This window comes from Streptomyces sp. CA-249302, assembly GCF_050936785.1.
Taxonomy (GTDB): domain Bacteria; phylum Actinomycetota; class Actinomycetes; order Streptomycetales; family Streptomycetaceae; genus Streptomyces.
Genome location: NZ_JBNJMG010000001.1, coordinates 8,698,159 through 8,714,495, shown reverse-complemented (window position 1 = coordinate 8,714,495; position 16,337 = coordinate 8,698,159). Strand labels below are relative to the sequence as shown.

At 71.4% G+C, this 16,337-nt stretch carries 18 protein-coding genes and 2 pseudogenes; 15 read left to right on the top strand and 5 right to left on the bottom strand.

The features are described from left to right. Positions 1 to 256: 256 nt before the first annotated feature. Together ACQEWB_RS39325 and ACQEWB_RS39320 are read left to right on the top strand one after the other, a co-directional pair. Positions 257 to 877 (top strand): annotated as a pseudogene (locus ACQEWB_RS39325) (cutinase family protein). 395 nt (positions 878 to 1,272) lie between these two features. After that, entirely contained in the window at positions 1,273 to 1,479 is a 207-nt protein-coding gene (locus ACQEWB_RS39320) for a LysR substrate-binding domain-containing protein (protein ID WP_432839835.1), read from the top strand. A 125-nt stretch (positions 1,480 to 1,604) separates the two neighbouring features. Here ACQEWB_RS39320 and ACQEWB_RS39315 read toward each other — a convergent pair whose 3' ends face one another. The 3 genes from ACQEWB_RS39315 to ACQEWB_RS39305 all read right to left on the bottom strand — a co-directional run bounded on the left by ACQEWB_RS39315 (position 1,605) and on the right by ACQEWB_RS39305 (position 3,262). Then, positions 1,605 to 2,123, bottom strand: a complete 519-nt coding sequence (locus ACQEWB_RS39315; protein WP_432839833.1) for an MFS transporter — start codon at positions 2,121 to 2,123, stop codon at positions 1,605 to 1,607. Between the two features lie 2 nt (positions 2,124 to 2,125). Beyond that, complete coding sequence (locus ACQEWB_RS39310; protein WP_432839831.1) at positions 2,126 to 2,722, bottom strand: MFS transporter; 597 nt, start codon at positions 2,720 to 2,722, stop codon at positions 2,126 to 2,128. Between the two features lie 351 nt (positions 2,723 to 3,073). Then, entirely contained in the window at positions 3,074 to 3,262 is a 189-nt protein-coding gene (locus ACQEWB_RS39305) for a hypothetical protein (protein WP_432839829.1), read from the bottom strand. Between the two features lie 217 nt (positions 3,263 to 3,479). Here ACQEWB_RS39305 and ACQEWB_RS39300 point away from each other — a divergent pair, with 217 nt between their 5' ends. Then, positions 3,480 to 4,736 (top strand): MFS transporter, encoded by a 1,257-nt coding sequence (locus tag ACQEWB_RS39300; RefSeq protein WP_432839827.1) that lies wholly within the window; start codon positions 3,480 to 3,482, stop codon positions 4,734 to 4,736. Between the two features lie 176 nt (positions 4,737 to 4,912). On the opposite strand, the gene ACQEWB_RS39295 is transcribed toward ACQEWB_RS39300, so the two are convergent. Next, the gene (locus ACQEWB_RS39295) at positions 4,913 to 5,824 is read right to left on the bottom strand and encodes a LysR family transcriptional regulator (protein ID WP_432839825.1); all 912 of its coding nucleotides are present in this window, start codon (positions 5,822 to 5,824) and stop codon (positions 4,913 to 4,915) included. 130 nt (positions 5,825 to 5,954) lie between these two features. Here ACQEWB_RS39295 and ACQEWB_RS39290 point away from each other — a divergent pair, with 130 nt between their 5' ends. The 12 genes and pseudogenes from ACQEWB_RS39290 to ACQEWB_RS39235 all read left to right on the top strand — a co-directional run bounded on the left by ACQEWB_RS39290 (position 5,955) and on the right by ACQEWB_RS39235 (position 15,580). Next, entirely contained in the window at positions 5,955 to 6,968 is a 1,014-nt protein-coding gene (locus tag ACQEWB_RS39290; RefSeq protein ID WP_432839823.1) for a fumarylacetoacetate hydrolase family protein, read from the top strand. Then, entirely contained in the window at positions 6,944 to 7,921 is a 978-nt protein-coding gene (locus ACQEWB_RS39285; RefSeq protein WP_432839821.1) for a cyclase family protein, read from the top strand. Before ACQEWB_RS39290 ends, ACQEWB_RS39285 begins: the two co-directional genes overlap by 25 nt. Before the next feature lie 75 nt (positions 7,922 to 7,996). Beyond that, positions 7,997 to 9,133, top strand: coding sequence for an FAD-dependent oxidoreductase (locus ACQEWB_RS39280; protein ID WP_432839819.1), 1,137 nt, complete (start codon positions 7,997 to 7,999; stop codon positions 9,131 to 9,133). Continuing rightward, on the top strand, positions 9,130 to 10,137 hold the full coding sequence (locus tag ACQEWB_RS39275) for an amidohydrolase family protein (protein ID WP_432839817.1): 1,008 nt from the start codon (positions 9,130 to 9,132) through the stop codon (positions 10,135 to 10,137). Before ACQEWB_RS39280 ends, ACQEWB_RS39275 begins: the two co-directional genes overlap by 4 nt. 13 nt (positions 10,138 to 10,150) lie before the next feature. Beyond that, on the top strand, positions 10,151 to 11,089 hold the full coding sequence (locus ACQEWB_RS39270; protein ID WP_432839815.1) for a VOC family protein: 939 nt from the start codon (positions 10,151 to 10,153) through the stop codon (positions 11,087 to 11,089). A 7-nt stretch (positions 11,090 to 11,096) separates the two neighbouring features. Next, the gene (locus ACQEWB_RS39265; RefSeq protein WP_432839813.1) at positions 11,097 to 12,023 is read left to right on the top strand and encodes a fumarylacetoacetate hydrolase family protein; all 927 of its coding nucleotides are present in this window, start codon (positions 11,097 to 11,099) and stop codon (positions 12,021 to 12,023) included. Continuing rightward, positions 12,020 to 12,748, top strand: coding sequence for an SDR family NAD(P)-dependent oxidoreductase (locus ACQEWB_RS39260; protein WP_432839811.1), 729 nt, complete (start codon positions 12,020 to 12,022; stop codon positions 12,746 to 12,748). The genes ACQEWB_RS39265 and ACQEWB_RS39260 overlap by 4 nt, the downstream gene beginning before the upstream one ends. Positions 12,749 to 12,794: 46 nt before the next feature. After that, positions 12,795 to 13,550 carry a CoA transferase subunit A gene (locus ACQEWB_RS39255; protein WP_432839809.1) on the top strand — a complete coding sequence of 252 codons (756 nt, stop codon included), beginning with the start codon at positions 12,795 to 12,797 and terminating at the stop codon, positions 13,548 to 13,550. Next, on the top strand, positions 13,547 to 14,176 hold the full coding sequence (locus ACQEWB_RS39250; RefSeq protein WP_432839807.1) for a CoA transferase subunit B: 630 nt from the start codon (positions 13,547 to 13,549) through the stop codon (positions 14,174 to 14,176). The genes ACQEWB_RS39255 and ACQEWB_RS39250 overlap by 4 nt, the downstream gene beginning before the upstream one ends. 58 nt (positions 14,177 to 14,234) lie before the next feature. Then, complete coding sequence (locus ACQEWB_RS39245; protein ID WP_432839805.1) at positions 14,235 to 14,645, top strand: enoyl-CoA hydratase-related protein; 411 nt, start codon at positions 14,235 to 14,237, stop codon at positions 14,643 to 14,645. A 94-nt stretch (positions 14,646 to 14,739) separates the two neighbouring features. Continuing rightward, positions 14,740 to 15,096 carry a DUF2254 family protein gene (locus tag ACQEWB_RS39240; RefSeq protein WP_432839803.1) on the top strand — a complete coding sequence of 119 codons (357 nt, stop codon included), beginning with the start codon at positions 14,740 to 14,742 and terminating at the stop codon, positions 15,094 to 15,096. Positions 15,097 to 15,134: 38 nt separating this feature from the next. Then, a pseudogene (locus tag ACQEWB_RS39235) lies at positions 15,135 to 15,580 on the top strand (nucleotidyltransferase family protein). Here ACQEWB_RS39235 and ACQEWB_RS39230 read toward each other — a convergent pair. Next, a complete protein-coding gene (locus tag ACQEWB_RS39230; RefSeq protein WP_432839801.1) occupies positions 15,570 to 16,337 on the bottom strand; it encodes a YqjF family protein in 768 nt (255 codons plus the stop codon). The pseudogene ACQEWB_RS39235 and the gene ACQEWB_RS39230 sit on opposite strands and share 11 nt — an antisense overlap.

Genomic DNA, 16,337 nt, shown 5'->3' with positions numbered 1-16,337 from the left:
GTCCTTCACCTCGCCTCAAAGGGGGCCGCCGTTCCCTTGGCCTGCGCCCTTAACGCTCCGTCACAGGCCGCCCATAGGTTGAGGGAAACGTTTCCCCAGGTGCACCACGCGCCTCGTACGCAAAGGACTCCCCTTGCGCAACCGTCCCCATGACGCCGCCCCCACGCCCGCCTCCCCCCGGCCGGCCCGCCATCGCCGTACCGGTGGCCGTCGCGCCAAGTGGGCGACGGCTGCCGTCGCCGCGGCCGGACTCACCGTGGGCGGCACACTCTACGCACAGGCCGCCACCACGACCGCCACGGCCACTTCGACGGACTGCCCCGACGTCGACGTGTCCTTCGCCCGGGGCACCGGCGAGCTCTCCGGGGTGGGTGTCGTCGGCAGCCCGTTCACCAAGGCCGTCGCCGCCGATCTGCCCGGCAGGACCGTGACGACGTACGCCGTCGACTACGCCGCCGACTACGCCCAGGCGAGCGCGGGGGCCGGGGCGACGGACATGAGCGAGCACGTCACCTCGCTGGCCGCGCAGTGCCCCGACACGCTCTTCGTCGTGGGCGGTTACTCCCAGGGCGCCACCGTCACCGACATCGCGGTCGGCATCAGGACCAGCCTCGGCTCCGGTACGGCGATCCCGGCCTCGCTCGCCCCGCGCGTCGCCGCCGTCGTGACCTTCGGCAACCCGATCCACCTCACCGGCCAGGACATCGAGACCGCGAGTCCCACCTACGCGCCCAAGTGAGCCGACTTCTGCGCCTCCGGCGACCCTGTCTGCAACGGCGGGTTCAACGGCGTGTCCCATATCGCCTACCTCACCAACGGCGACACCGACAAGGGCGCGAAGTTCGCCGCCGAGCACGTCCTCGCGCTCGTGAAGTGACCCCGCGCCGTCGGCCCGGGCACTCCTGCCGGGCCGACGGCGACAGTCGTGCGGAAGCCCGGCGGCCGACTCCGCCGAGGCCGATGGTCCACCCGAGAAGCGGAAGGCACGTATGAACCCTCGGCGGCCCTTTCCCAGTCGTCGCTGTCACAGGCCATGCGGGCGTTGATCGATCCCGCCCGGGAAGCCGTGCGCAGTGTGCGGACGGCGCGGGCGAGTGTCGCGGCCGTCCACGGACTGCGGGAGGGGTGCCTGGCCGTAGCCTCGACGCCGTCTCCGGCGCTGGAACCGTTGACCACCCTGGTACGTGCCTTCACTCACCGCTACCCCGGTGTGTCCGTGGTCGTGAAGGCGGCCCCCACCTCGGGCGAGGCCCCGTGTCCCACAAGGAGGTCGTGTCGCATGCGCTGGGGCAACGGCGTTTCATCCTGGTGGTGCCGCCCGGCGGTCCCTTCGCCGACCGCCCCGTGGTGGAGTGCCGGGAACTCGCCGGACAGCGGCTGATCGTCGGGCAGCGGGGTACCGGGACGCGCGCCTACGTCGACGCGCTGTACGAGCAGGGCACCCGGTTCACCGTGGCCGCCGAGACCGGCACCGGGTGACGCTGCTACCCCTGGTACTGGCCGGGGTGGGGCTCGCCCTGGTCAGCCGGCGGGAGGGCCTGTCTCCCGCGGCGACCGCCTTCGTCGCGCTGACGGCTCAGCCCGACGGCGCCGGCGATGTCCTCCTACGAGGATGCTCCCCGGCGGAGGAGAGGCAGCGTGCCGAGCGCCACCGCGGTCGAAGCGAGGCCGACGATGCTCACGGCGGTGGCGAGATCGGCGGTGACGGATTTCAGGCCGATCATGACGAGCGGGCAGAGGAACTGGCCGAGGAAGAACGACGCGGTCCACAGGCCGGTGCCGCGGCCGCGGTTGGCGTAGCGCAGCCCGGACATCGCCCAGGTGAGCAGCGTGGGCAGCAGAAGACCGGTCCCGATGCAGTTGACGAACGCGCCGAGGAGCAGGACCGCCACGTTCTGGGCCAGGCCGATCATCACGAAGCCGATCCCGCACAGCAGGAAGATCGCGAACAGCCTGCGCTCAGGCCTGCCGACCATCGAGGCGAAGACGACGCTTCCCGTGATCGTGGCCGCGCTGGCGATCGCGGTGACCATGCCGATGAGACCGCTGGACTCGATGCCCAGGTCGTTCATGAGATACGCCGTCTCCACGGGCACCACGTAGAAGACGATGCCGCCGAACACCGTCAGCAGGCAGATGCCCGCCGGCCGGAGCCCGCCGCCCGGCCGCCGCCCGCCACGTCCTCGGCGGTGCGCCGCACGCGCTTGGGCAGGAAGAGCGCCATCGCGGGGGCGAGGAGCAGCCCGACGGCGTACAGCCGGACCGGGGCACGCCAGTCCGTGTCTCCCATGGCACCGCCGAGTATGAGGAAGACGGTGGCGGCGGTGGTGGCGCAGACCGTCTGGAGGGCCAGGTACCGGTCGCGTGCCCGCCCGCCGTAGAAGTCGCCCAGCAGGGTGGTGCAGGAGGTGATGATGCAGGCCTCGGCGGCACCGAGGAGGGCACGGCTGATCAAGAGGGCGTCGAACGAGTCGAGCCACAGGGGTGCGGTGCCGAACACCGCGTACAGGACGGTCGCGACCACCAACAGGCGCTTGCGTCCCAGGCGGTCGATGACGACGCCCGCGAAGGGGGCGAACAGGGCGAGCGTGAGCGCGGGGATCGTCAGGATCATCGGGACGAGGGCGGCCACCTCGGGAACGGATCCGAACCGTTCCTGGAGGTCCGGCAGCACCGGGGCGAGCAGCACCGCGCCGAGCACCGGCAGACAGCTGCCGGCCATCAGGAGCGTCAGGTGGAGACGGCCACCGCCTTGGGGTACGGGATCGGTGCCCTGAGCGGGGACACCTTCAGCGGACGCAGGCGGCGGAGCGTAACCGTACATACGAGACCTTTGTTGCAGCGGCAACGAGGGCTCGCAGCGAGCTGACGCCGTGGCCACACCACACCACGGAGCACCTTTGCGCCGAAGGGAGAACACCCTTGAGCGGAAAGGGCGTCAGGACTTGCACGACTATGGGCCCACATGCTTCCCCACGTCTCCCCTCGGCATCATGCACCTCGCGGATTACGCCTATCCACGCGATGAATGGGCCGATGCTCGTAGACGTATCGGCGTCCGGAGAGGACGCGCTCATTGCTCGTCGTCGATCACCAGGCCCTTCGCCGCGAGGAGCGGCGCGAGTCTGCACATCCCGATGGCGGTCCTGCCGGCCCGGTACGCGGAGATGACCCGAAGGCATTCGCCGGGTTCATGGCGGACCGCTCGGCCGTGGAGCGCTTCCGCTCGCAGGTCGAGTTGTACCTCGGCCGGCCCACTCACACCCGCCCGGCTCATCCACGGCATGGATGAGCCGGATACGGGATTCGGATCGCGTGAAGGATGGCGGCGAGGGCCCCGAACCGCCCATAGTCGTCCCTACCCGCACGCCGCTGTCCGGACCAGCCGCCGCCGTGCGGACGTCCCCAGCAGCATGCCGGGCGCCGTCGGCGCCGGCGAAAGGCATGCCAGCTCCCGTATCCCGCCCCTTGGAGTCGCCATGCCCGGTGCAGTGCCCCCGTCCCCCGCCGCGGTGGACGACGCCGCTCCGTCCCCCGTCGCCGTCTCGGGCCCGGCCCATCGGCTGCGCGTGACCCTGCTCATGGCGGGCAGCTGTCTGCCGATCCTCGGCGCCGTGCTGATCGCCCCGGTGCTGCCGAAGATGCAGGACCACTTCGAATCCGTCCCAGGGGCGAAGGCGCTGGTGCCGCTCGCCCTGACCGTCCCGGCGCTGGCGCTCGCACTCCTGGCCCCCTTCGCCGGTGTGATCGTGGACCGGCTCGGCCGCAAGCGGCTGTTGATCGTGGCGACGCTGCTGTACGCCGTGTTCGGTACGGCCCCGTTGTGGCTGGAGTCCCTGGGCGTGATCATCGCCAGCCGGGCCCTGGTCGGGGTCACCGAGGCCGCGATCATGACCTGCTGCACCACGCTGATCGGCGACTACTACTCAGGGCAGCGACGGGTGAAGTACCTGGCCCTGCAGACCATGTGCGCCTCCGCGTCGGCCACCGTCTTCTTCGTGCTCGGCGGGGCCGCCGGATCCGCGGGCTGGCGGGTGCCGTTCTGGGTGTACGCCGTGAGTCTGGTCCTCGCTCCGCTGATGGTCTCGGCGCTGCCGAGCCCGGCCACCACGGGCGCTCCCGCGTCCCCGTCGCAGACCCGACGCCCCTTCCCGGTACGGCAGTTGGCGGGCATCTGCGCGCTCACCTTCTTCGGCGCGATGGTCTTCTACACGGTCCCGGTCGAGATGGCGTACCTTCTCGACGACCTCGGCGTGGAGAACTCCGGTGTGATCGGCCTGTCCACGGCCGTCGCCAGCGCCGCGACGGTGGGCGGCGCGATCACCTTCGCCCGCCTCAAGCGCTCCCCGGACCCGATGCTGCCCGCCGTGTTCGCGGTGTGCGCGGTCGGCTTCGGGCTGATGTTCCTCGCGGGCAGCGCTCCGCTGCTGGTCGTCGGCGCGGTCGTCAACTGCGTGGGCACCGGCATGCTGCTGCCCGCCCTGCTGACCAGCGCGATGTCCCGCCTGGCGTTCGAGGACCGCGGCCGGGGAACAGGGCTGTGGATGGCGGCCTTCTTCGGCGGCGAGTTCGTGTGCCCGCTGATCCTGCTGGCGCTGGAGTCGGCGGTGGGCACGCTCGCCGGTGCGGTGGGGGTGCTGGGGCTGGCGACGGCGCTCGTGGCGGGAGTCCTGGCGAGGGTCCGCCGGCGTGCGGGTGCGGCCGATCCGCGACCGCTGCCCGAACAACTGGCCTGAGGACAACGCCCCCAGGGGCGCGGGGCTGTGTCGAATTGCGGCTCCGCCGCGGGGCGCGATCGACCACGAACAAGCCGCACTCGCCATAGTGCCGACTGCGGCACTCGCGGCTGCGGCTTCGTCGTGGCTGGTCGCGCCCCGCGGCGGAGCCGCCAATCGACACAGCCCCGCGCCCCTCAGGGCGTTTCGGCCAGGGACGTTCCCACCTCCGCCGCCTTACGGCGGAGCCAGATGTGCGCCGCGTCCTGCGCGTGCACCGGGTGCCACCACATGCCCTGCCGGACCGGCACCGCCTCGAACGGGCACGGCAGCACCCGCACCCCCGCGGAGCGGACCGCCCGCCGCGCCAGCCGTTCCTGGATCATCGCGATCCGGCGCGTGCCCTCGACCATGTACGGCAGCAGCTGGAAGGTCTGCACGGAGACCTCCACCCGGGGGCTGATCCCGAGCATGCTGAGCTGCCGGGCCACGGGGGCGTCGTACGGCCGCTGGTAGACCGCCCAGGGCAGTCGCGCGAGGTCGTCGAGGGTGAGTTCGTGGCCGACGTCGGGGTGGTCGTCGGCGACCAGGCACAGCCAACGGTCCTGGTAGAGGTCGACCAAGGGGAAGCCGTCGATGACGCCGTGCGGCATCAGCAGGCCGTCGACGGTGCTGAGCACCGTCGCGGTGTTCTCGGTGACCGAGGGCGCCGGATGCTGGAACGTGAGCCGGACGCCGGGCGCCTCCTGGTGCATCGCGCGGGCCAGGGCGGAGCCGAAGACGGCGGCGCCGTAGTCGGAGGCGAGCAGCGTGAACTCGCGGGTCTCGGCCGCCGGGTCGAAGTCGGCCTGGCTGGAGAACAGCCGCTCCAGCAGGTCGCACGCGCTGGCGCTGCGGTCGCGCAGGGCGGCGCCGAGCGGGGTCAGCTCGTACGAGTTTCCGGTCCGGGCGAGCAACTCGTCGCCGAAATGGCGGCGCAGCCTGGACAGGGCCGCGCTCATCGCGGGCTGGCTCAGCCCGATCCGCTCGCCGGCCCTGGTGACATTGCGTTCGTCCAGCAGGGCGCGCAGGGCGACGACCAGGTTGAGGTCGAGTCGGGACAGGTTCACCGGATACCACCTGGGGACTGAGGGCCGTCCATGGCCATCCATGACGTGGATGAGGCGCATTCACAGGATCTATTTCCGTGATTCGCCGATCAGGGCCAGAGTAGACCGCAACCCAGCAGGAGGAAATCTCATGGCAACGCTCGCGCAACCTGCCGGCCCGCTTCCGCAGCCCGCCGGCCCGTTCGCGCTCGGCACGTTCTCCGACCCGGACGCCACGGACCGGGGCCCGTTCCCCGGTCTTCTGGCCGACGGTCGGGTGCTCGACCTGGGCCGGGCCCTGGAGTGGGCCCCGGCCGACGTGCGGGCCGTGGTGGAGCGCTGGGAGGAGGCCCTCCCCGTCCTGCACTCCCTCGCGGAGGATCCGGCCCTCGACCGGCGTCCGCTGGAGGGCCTGCGGGTGCACGCCCCGCTGGAGCCCCGGCAGATCTTCCAGTCCGGCGCCAACTACCGGCAGCACGTGATCGACCTGGAGGTCGCCCACCGCTCCCCCGACGACCCCCGCACGGTCGAGGAGGCGCGCGCGGAGATCGCCGCGGTGATGGACCGGCGGGCCGCCGAGGATCTGCCGTACGTCTTCATCGGCCTGCCCACCACGATCGCGGGCCCGTACGACGATGTCGTGCTCCCCGCCTGGGCGAGGCAGCCGGACTGGGAGCTGGAGCTGGCGGCCGTGATCGCCAAGCCCGCGTACCGGGTCTCGGTGGAGGCGGCCCTGGAGTACGTCGCCGGGTACACGATCGCCAACGACCTCACCGACCGCGCCACCGTGTTCCGCCGGGACATGAAGGCCATCGGCACCGACTGGCTGCGCTGCAAGAACGCGCCCGGCTTCACTCCGCTCGGGCCCTGGCTGGTGCCGGCCGAGTCGATCGCGGACCCGGGCGATCTGCGGGTGACGCTCAAGCTCAACGGCGACACCATGCAGGACGAGTCCACCAAGGACATGCTCTTCGGGATCGCCCGTCTGGTGTCGTACATCTCGCAGACGGCTCGACTCCTCCCCGGTGACCTTGTGTTGACCGGCAGCCCGGCCGGCAACGGTATGCACTGGGGCCGCCTCCTGCGGGACGGCGACGTCATGGAGGGGTCCGTCACCGGGCTCGGCGTGCAGCGCACCCGATGTGTCGAGGAGGACGCCTCGTGAACCGCAGCGACCCCGAGGGCGCGATCGCCGAGGCCGCCAAGAAGTACTCCAACTGGGGGCGTTGGGGCGAGGACGACGTACTCGGCACCCTCAACCTCCTCGACGAGGCCAAGCGGCGTGAGGGCGCGGCCCTCGTGCGCCGGGGCGTGAGCTTCTCGCTCTCCCAGCGCTTCGACATGAAAGGCCCCCAGAAGGGCTGGCGTCGGCGGACCAACCCCGTGCACACCATGCTGGACACCGGCACCGACGCGGCCCTCGGCAACCAGGGCTTCCCGCACGGTATCGGCGGCGCCGACGACGTGATCGCGATGCCGCTCCAGTGCTCGACCCAGTGGGACGGGCTCGGGCACATCTTCGACCACGGGTTCGCGTGGAACGGGCGCCGGGCCGACAAGGTGGTCACCTCCGACGGCGACCTGGTCACCGGCATCGAGCACATGGCGCCGTACGTCGCCGGGCGTGGCGTGCTGCTGGACGTGGCCCAAGTACTGGGCACGGACGGCGAGTTGCCCGACGGGTTCGCCATCACCGAGGGGCACCTGCGCGCGACGGCCGAAGCCCACGGCGTCGGCATCGGCCGCGGCGACATCGTCCTCGTACGCACGGGACACCTCGCGCGCGCCAAGCGCGACGGCTGGGGCGACTACGCGGGCGGCCCGGCACCCGGCCTCTCCTTCAGCACCGCCGGCTGGCTGCACGGCACCGAGATCGCCGCGATCGCCACCGACACCTGGGGTTTCGAGGTGCGGCCGAACGAGTTCGAGAACGCCTTCCAGCCGCTGCACCAGGTCGTCATCCCCAACGTCGGTCTGCTGATCGGCGAGATGTGGGATCTCGACGGTCTGGCCGCGGACTGCGCCGAGGACGGCGTGTACGAGTTCTGGCTCACCGCCGCGCCACTGCCGATCACCGGCGCGGTCGGCTCGCCGGTGAACCCGATCGCCGTCAAATAGCCCACCTCGTACCCCTTTTGAGCCGCATCCCGCCGCCCGAAGTCGCGCGGCCCCATCCCGGGAGGTATCCCCGACATGGCTGACAGCCCCATTCGATCCGTCCTCGTCATCGGCGGAGGCACCTCCGGAAACGCCCTGACGATCCTGCTGCGCAGGGCCGGGATCGCCGTCGACCTCGTCGAGGCGAGCCCCGACTGGAAGGCGGCCGCCGGCTCCGGCATCACGCTCCAGGGCAACGCGCTGCGGGTGCTGCGCGAGGTCGGTGTCCTCGACGGTGTCGAGAAGGACGGGTACGCCGCCGAGGGCGTCGCCATCCTCGCCCCGAACGGCATGGTCGTGGGCGAACCCAAGGAGATCCACACCGGAGGCGACGACCTGCCCGCCCACATCGGCATGCAGCGCCCCCGGCTCCAGCAGCTGCTCATCGAGCAGGTGCACGCCTCGGGCGCCGACGTCCGCCTCGGCACCACGGCCACCGCGTTCGCGCAGGACGACGAGGGCGTGGACGTGACCTTCTCGGACGGCACGGACCGCCGCTACGACCTGGTGGTCGGCGCCGACGGCCTGAGCTCCGCCACCCGCCGCATGATCGGCATCACCGACGCCCCCGAGCCCACCGGCATGGGCATCTGGCGGGCCCCCGCGCCCCGCCCGGCCGGGGTCACCCGCACCGAGATGATCTACGGCGGCCGTTGCTTCATCGCGGGCTACTGCCCGACCAGCGAGGACACCGTCTACACGTACCTCGTGGAGCCGGCCCGCGACCGCGCCTCCATCGACCCGGCGTCCTACGCCGAAGAGATGCGGGCGCTCAGCGAGGGCTACGGCGGCGCGTGGGAGGAGCTGCGTGCCGCGTTCACCGACCCCAAGGCCGTCAACTACACCTGGTTCGACCGGCACTTGGTGGAGGGCCCCTGGCACCGCGGCAAGGTCGTGCTCGTCGGTGACGCCGTGCACGCCTGCCCGCCCACCTTCGCCCAGGGCGCCGCGATGTCCCTGGAGGACGTCCTGGTCCTGGCCGAGCTGCTGACGGCCCGGGACGCCTGGGACGACCAGCTCCTCACCGACTACCACGCCCGACGACTCCCCCGGGTCCGCATGGTCGTCGACGCCTCGGTCCAGCTCGCCCAGTGGCTGCTGGAGGGCCGGCGCGACGCGGACGTGCCCGGACTGATGCACCGCACCCTGAGCGCGCTGAAGGAACTCCCGTGACCGACCTCCCGTCGATTCCCACGATCGACGTCCACGCCCACCTCCTGCTCCCGGAGGTCGAGGAGGCCGTCGCCGGTCGTCCCGGCCTCGCGGAGGCCCGTGCCCTGGACGCCCGCCGCAACGGCCCGGCGGCCATGGCGGTGAACGGGCCGATGGTCGGCGCGCGCATCCCGAAGCTGACCGATGTCGAGGTGCGTCTGGCGTCGATGGACGACCAGGGTGTGGACCTACAGCTGGTCAGCCCGTCGCCGTCGCACTACCACTACTGGGCGGAGCCGGAACTGGCCGAGCGGGTCTGCCGGTTGGCCAACGAGGGCACCGCGGCGCACTGCGCGAAGGCGCCCGACAGGCTGCACGGCCTCGGTCTTGTGCCACTGCAACACCCGTCCCTGATGGTCGAGTTGCTGGACCACGCCCTCGAACAGGGCCTGCGGGGCGTAGAGATCTCCTCGCACGCACCCGCCCGTGAGCTGTCGGACCCCGCGTACGAGCCCTTCTGGTCCCGGGCCGAGGAGACGGGTGCCCTGCTCTTCCTGCACCCTTTCGGCTGCACGCTCGACGAGCGCCTTGACCAGTGGTACCTGTCCAACACCGTCGGCCAGCCCGCCGAGAACGCCGTCGCGCTCTCGCAGCTGATCTTCTCCGGCGTCCTCGACCGGCACCCGGGCCTGAAGGTGATCGCGGCGCACGGCGGCGGCTATCTGCCGACCCACATCGGCCGCTCCGACCACGCCTGGCGGGCCCGCCCGGACGCACAGGGCTGCGCACGGGAGCCGAGCAGCTACCTCCCCCGGCTGTACTTCGACTCCCTGGTGCACGACCCCGAGGTGCTGCACGCGCTGATCGGCGCCGCCGGTGCCGACCGCGTCCTGCTCGGCTCCGACTTCCCGTTCGACATGGGCACCGCGGACCCGATCGCCGCCCTGCGCGCGGCGCGGCTGCCCGACCACGACTTCCACGCGGTGCGGGGCGGCAACGCCGCCGCCCTGCTGAACCTCTCCTGAGGAGGAGCCCCCCATGAGCAACCGCCTGCTCACCCATCTGCGGCACGTGGACCTCGCCGTGCCCGACTACGACAAGCAGCTCGACTTCTACGCCGGTGTCTGGGGCCTGACCAAGGTCGAGGAGGAGTCCGGGATCTCCTTCCTGGCCGCCGAGGGCAGCCCCGAGCGCTATGTCATCCGGCTGCGCAAGGCCGACGAGAAGCGCCTCGACCTCGTCTCCTACGGCGCCGGCAGCGCGGCGGACGTGGACACGCTCGCCGAGCAACTCCTCTCCCAGGGCGTCCAGTTGATCACCCGGCCGGGCAAGGTCGACACCCCCGGCGGCGGTTACGGCTTCCGCTTCTTCGACGTCGACGGACGCACCGTCGAGGTCTCCTCCGACGTGGAGGTCCGTCAGCACCGCAAGATCGAGGAGAAGGAGTCGATCCCGGTCAAGCTGTCCCACGTCGTGCTCAACTCCCCCGACCTCGACAGGACCCGCCAGTGGTACGAGACCCACCTCGGCTTCCGGCTCTCCGACACCCTCAGCTCGCCGCACATGGGCGAGGTCATGCACTTCATGCGCATCTCCAACCAGCACCACTCCATGGCGCTCGCCAAGGGCCCGCACACCTCCCTGCACCACGTCTCCTTCGAGATGCGCGGCATCGACGAGTACATGCGCGGCTCCGGCCGGGTGATGCGCTCCGGCGCCCGCAAGGTCTGGGGTCCCGGCCGGCACATGGCGGGCGACAACACGTTCACGTACTTCCTCGACCCGCACGGCAACACCGTCGAGTACACGACGGAGCTGGAGGAGCTGGACGAGGACAGCTGGCACCCGCACGTCTACGACTTCTCCCGGCCCGAGGTCACCGACCAGTGGGGCACGGCGAACCCGATGAACGAACTGGTCGCCAAGGAGTCCTTCAACGACGTCGACCGCGGCTGCTTCGTCGCCCCGCCGGTGTGAGGCCCGCATGCGCATAGCGACCTATCTCCATGAGGGCCGCCGACGGCACGGGATCGTCGAGGGCGAGACGGTACGCGCGCTCCCCGGGGGCGTCTCTCCCCTGGACGCCCTCGGGGTGATCCCCCCGGGACCGGCGGTCCCCCTGTCCGACGTACGACTCCTGGCACCGCTGGAGCCGCGTACCGTCCGGGACTTCGTGACCTTCGAGGAACACGTCGAGGGCGTACGCCGCTCCGTGGACGCCGCCAACGGGGTCCCCGAGGCCTGGTACGACGCCCCGACCTTCTACTTCACCAACCCGTACGCGATCGTGGGCCCGTACGACGTCGTCCCCATGCCGCCCGGATCACGTGTCCTGGACTTCGAGTTGGAGGTCGCCGCCGTGATCGGGAAGGAGGGACGCGATCTCACCCCCGAGCAGGCGCGTGAGCACATCGTCGGTTACACGGTCTTCAACGACTGGTCCGCACGTGACCTCCAGTCGGCGGAGATGAAGGTCGGTCTCGGCCCGTGCAAGGGCAAGGACACAGCCGCCACGCTGGGCCCCTACCTGGTCACCGCCGACGAGTTGGAGCCCTACCGGGACGCCGACGGCTTCCTGCGGCTCGCGCTGACCGCCGAGATCAACGGCGAGGTGATCGGCAAGGACCTGCTGTCCAACATGAGTTGGACGTTCGAGGAGATGGTCGCCTACGCCTCGCGCGGCACCTGGGTGCGCCCTGGTGACGTGCTCGGTTCGGGAACCTGCGGCAACGGCGGTTGTCTGGCAGAACTCTGGGGCGTGCGAGGCCGTCAGGACCCGGCGCCAATGAAGCCCGGCGACACCGTCACGCTCACCGTCGAGGGCATCGGCACGGTCTCCAACACGGTGGTCGCCGGTGCCGACCCCGTACCGCTGCCGACGGCCCGCCGGCGCAGCCGGGAGCGGCCGTGAAGCGGCTCCTCGGCAAGGTGGTCGTCGTCACGGGCGCCGCGCGTGGGCAGGGTGCCGCCGAGGCGGAGACCCTGACCCGCGAGGGCGCCCGGGTGATCGCCACGGACGTCGTCGACGCCCCCGGCTGTCGCCGCCTCGACGTCACCAGCGAGAAGGAGTGGGCCGAACTCGCCGCCGAACTCGGGGAGTCGTACGGGCGGATCCACGGTCTGCTCAACAACGCGGGCATCACCTGGCGCGCCCGCCTCGACGACGTACGCCCCGAGGACTTCGCGCGCGTCCACGCCGTGAACGTCACCGGTCCGCTGCTCGGCATGCAGCACCTCGCCCCGCTGATGCGGCCGGGCGCCTCCGTGGTCAACGTCGGCTCCACCGCCGCGCTCACCGGGCACTATCCGGTGGCGTACACGGCGAGCAAGTGGGCGCTGCGGGGCCTGTCGAAGGCGGCGGCGCTCGAACTGGGCCCGCACGGTGTTCGGGTCAACACGATCCATCCCGGGTTCATCGAGACGGAGATGACCGCGTCCGCCGCGCCCGCGTTCCGCGAGGCCAACATCCGCGAGACGCCGCTCGGCCGCACCGGGACCGTCGACGAGATCGCCTCGCTCGTCGTGTTCCTCCTCTCGGACGAGGCGTCCTTCATCACCGGTGCGGAGATCCCGGTCGACGGCGGCCTCACCGCGCACGGCGGGGTCAAGTCGATCTCGGACGCAGTCCAGCAGTAACTGCCTGCGGTGCAGCAGAAACAGCGGTAACACCAGAAAGGCCCCCATGGACAAGGTCCTCGCGAGCGCCGCAGCGGCGGTCGCCGACATCCCCGACGGCGCGTCGCTGGCCGTCGGCGGCTTCGGTCTCAGCGGCGTTCCCGACGTACTCATCCAGGCGCTGCACGCGCAGGGCGCGACCGGTCTGGAGGTCGTGTCGAACAACTGCGGTGTGGACGGGCGGGGGTTGGGCGTCCTGCTGGCCGACGGCCGGATCGCCCGGGTGACCGGCAGCTATGTGGGCGAGAACAAGGAGTTCGCCCGGCAGTACCTGTCCGGTGAGCTGGAGGTGGAGCTGGTTCCGCAGGGCACGCTGGCCGAGCGCCTGCGGGCCGGTGGCGCCGGCATCCCGGCCTTCTACACGCCCGCGGGTGTGGGCACCCAGGTCGCGAACGGCGGACTGCCCTGGCGGTACGCCGCCGACGGCTCGGTGGCCGTGGCCTCCCCGGCGAAGGAGATCCGCGCCTTCGCCGGCCGCCGCCACGTCCTGGAACACGGCATCACCACCGACTTCGCCCTCGTACGGGCCTGGCGCGGCGACCGCCACGGAAACCTGGTGTTCCGCAAGTCGGCCGCCAACTTCAACCCGTTGGCCGCGACAGCGGGCCGGGTCACGATCGCCGAGGTCGAAGAGCTGGTGGAACCCGGCGAGTTGAGCCCCGACCAGGTGCATGTGCCGGGAATCTTCGTGCAGCGGGTGGTGGAGCTGACGGCCGTGGAGGCGGCCGACAAGCGCATGGAGAAGAGGACCGTACGAGCATGAGCTGGACCCGCGACCAGATGGCCGCCCGCGCCGCCGCCGAACTCACCGACGGCTCCTACGTCAACCTCGGCATCGGTCTTCCGACCCTGATCCCCGGCCACCTCCCGCCGGACGTCCATGTCGTCCTGCACTCGGAGAACGGCATCCTTGGCACCGGCCCGTACCCGACGGAGGACGAGGTCGACCCGGACCTGATCAACGCGGGCAAGGAGACGGTGACGGTCCTGCCGGGGGCGTCCTTCTTCGACTCGGCGTCGTCCTTCGGCATGATCCGGGGCGGCCACATCAACACCGCCGTGCTGGGCGCCATGCAGGTGTCGGAGAGCGGCGACCTGGCCAACTGGATGATCCCCGGCAAGATGGTCAAGGGCATGGGCGGGGCGATGGACCTGGTCCACGGTGCCCGTCGGGTCGTCGTGCTGATGGAGCACACCGCCAAGGACGGCACCCCGAAGATCGTCAAGGAGTGCACGCTCCCGCTCACGGGCGAGACCTGCGTCCACCGGATCATCACCGACCTCGGCGTCCTCGACGTCACGCCGGACGGGCTCGTGCTGGTGGCATGCGCGCCGGACGTGACCTTCCAGGACATCGTCGACCACACCGACGCGCCCGTCATCCGCTGACTGAACGAACCGAGCACAACGCCCGTGGCGGCGGGCCGCAAGGAGGAGCTGATCAACCGTGGTGGCGAGAAGTTCAGCGCGGAGGAGGTCGGAGAACCCGATCCTCACCCATCCCGATGTCGTCGACGCGGCGTACGTACCCGTCCCCGACCGGGTGCTCCGCCTGGACGGCCCGGACCGCCGCAACGTGCTGTCGCCGCGGATGGTGCGAGACCTGGCCGACGCCGTCGAGACGTGCGAGCGGGACGAGACGGTCGGCGCGATCTTCCTCACGGGTGCGGGCCCGGCCATCTGCGCGGGCGCCGAACTGGGCAAGCTGCTGGCCGCCGACCGTCGCCGCGGTCAACGGCCCGGCGGTCGGTCAACGTCGGTCCTGTATACGTGGTGGGCCGCGAACATGCAGTCGGGCGGCACCCGGACGGTGGCCCGCAGCGCGTACGGAATCGTCGCCCAAGCGGGCCAGTGGTAGGTCACGGGATGCCGCCGCCGGCGGACGTCAGCGCGCCGGTCCGCCCGAACCGGGCCAGTTGCTCCGCGTCCTGTCGCACGGTGGTGAGGTCGATGTGGGCGAGGCGCGCGTGACGGGTGTGGACGCCGCCTGCGGCTTCCGGCTCCTGGCCGACATCACGGTCCGAGCGCTGTCCCCCGCGGTCAACGACCCCACCACGGCGGTCCAGGCGCTGGACCAGATCGAGGACGCACTGCTCCGCCTGTCCGACCGCCCCCTGGGCCCCGCCGTGCTGCTCGACCGGGTCCGGGCCCCCGCCTGCCGTCCACCGTGCCGGAGGACCGCAGCCCACCACTCACGAACGCCGGGAGGCACTGGCCCGGATGTCCACGGCCGCACTGCCGGACGCCCTGCTGAACCGGGTGGCATCCCGCCCGGACGCGCGGGGACCGGGGGAACGCAGACGGGGTGACGTCGTGGGGAGCCGACGAGCCGTGGTAGGCAGGGCCTGTGATCAGCCGACTCCCTCTCGACCGGCAACTCGACTCCCTGCGTGCGGTGTTGTCCCGGAACGACGTGCTGGTGGACGTGCTGGCCCGGGCCGCGACGACGGACCTGCCCGGCTGGTACGTGACGGCGGGGTGCCTGTTCCAGACGGTCTGGAACGTGGTCACCGACAGTTCGGCATCCCGTGTCCCCCGTACGAATCGACCGAGGCGGCCATCGACAGCTTCGCCGCGTCCACCTGCTGTCTGGGCGTGCGCCTGGAGAGCGACGGCAGTTGGCAGGTGTACGCGCCCCATGGGCTGTCGGACGTGTTCAATCTCGTCGTCCGGCCCAATCCCGTGCTCGCCCCGCGGTCGGTCTACGAGGCGAAGGCCGCGCGTTGGCGGCGGGAGTGGCCCGAGTTGACCGTGCTGGAGTGGCCCGGCACGGGTCGGGCGGTCAGGGCGTAGGGATGCCCGCCGGGCGGGACGGGCGACCGAAGCGGGCCGGGACTCCGGGTGAGTAGAGGACGCTCACCGGGGGACCGGAGCAGGTGGAGAGGCCGGCTGCCGTTACCAAGTCCTCCTCGCATCCGAGGAGTTCGGCTCGGTGCAGGGGCCAGCGGGGGTGGGTGTTGGGCAGGTACAGGCGGCGGCCGAAGAACGTGCCGTGCATGCCCCAGCGGGCGGTGAGGAAGTGTTCCAACTCCGTTGGTTCGGCGACCTGTTCGCCGACTCTGACGGCGATACGGCTGTGCGCTCCCCGTGGGCCGGGCCAGCGGCGGCAGCTGGTGTACGTGACCGTGTCGCCGTCCGTGCGGACGCTCATCCGGGACCACAGGTACGGCATCCCGAAGCCGAGCCGGCCCACGGCCACCGGGATCAGACGTGAGGCGTCGAGGGAACGGAAGACCACTCCGCGCCGACCGTGCTCGTCGACCGAGTACAGGCGCACGTTCGTCTCCGGGAACGTCCCCAGGTAGGGCACGCCCGGGAGGCGCAGCCAGCCGACGCGGTGCATCCGGAAGGCGACCAGGCCCACGTACGTGACGCCGTCCAGGGTGTCCGGGACCGTGCCGGGCGGCAGCAGGCCCGCCACGTCGGCCGGGTCCGCCGCCCAGTGCAGGAACGCGAGGTCGAGCCAGGACTGGGTGAGGAGCGGGCGCGCGATGGTCGTGGGCGCGTCGGCGGTTATGGGCTCCGGGGTCGACGTGGTCTTCGGCGGCAT

What these genes read in the sequence shown, in the direction of transcription:
- ACQEWB_RS39310 (WP_432839831.1), bottom strand. Translation starts at nt 2,722, where the DNA reads ATGGCCGGCAGCTGTCTGCCGGTGCTCGGCGCGGTGCTGCTCGCCCCG.
- ACQEWB_RS39300 (WP_432839827.1), top strand. Translation starts at nt 3,480, where the DNA reads ATGCCCGGTGCAGTGCCCCCGTCCCCCGCCGCGGTGGACGACGCCGCT.
- ACQEWB_RS39290 (WP_432839823.1), top strand. Translation starts at nt 5,955, where the DNA reads ATGGCAACGCTCGCGCAACCTGCCGGCCCGCTTCCGCAGCCCGCCGGC.
- ACQEWB_RS39285 (WP_432839821.1), top strand. Translation starts at nt 6,944, where the DNA reads ATGTGTCGAGGAGGACGCCTCGTGAACCGCAGCGACCCCGAGGGCGCG.
- ACQEWB_RS39280 (WP_432839819.1), top strand. Translation starts at nt 7,997, where the DNA reads ATGGCTGACAGCCCCATTCGATCCGTCCTCGTCATCGGCGGAGGCACC.
- ACQEWB_RS39270 (WP_432839815.1), top strand. Translation starts at nt 10,151, where the DNA reads ATGAGCAACCGCCTGCTCACCCATCTGCGGCACGTGGACCTCGCCGTG.
- ACQEWB_RS39265 (WP_432839813.1), top strand. Translation starts at nt 11,097, where the DNA reads ATGCGCATAGCGACCTATCTCCATGAGGGCCGCCGACGGCACGGGATC.
- ACQEWB_RS39255 (WP_432839809.1), top strand. Translation starts at nt 12,795, where the DNA reads ATGGACAAGGTCCTCGCGAGCGCCGCAGCGGCGGTCGCCGACATCCCC.
- ACQEWB_RS39250 (WP_432839807.1), top strand. Translation starts at nt 13,547, where the DNA reads ATGAGCTGGACCCGCGACCAGATGGCCGCCCGCGCCGCCGCCGAACTC.
- ACQEWB_RS39230 (WP_432839801.1), bottom strand. Translation starts at nt 16,337, where the DNA reads ATGCCGCCGAAGACCACGTCGACCCCGGAGCCCATAACCGCCGACGCG.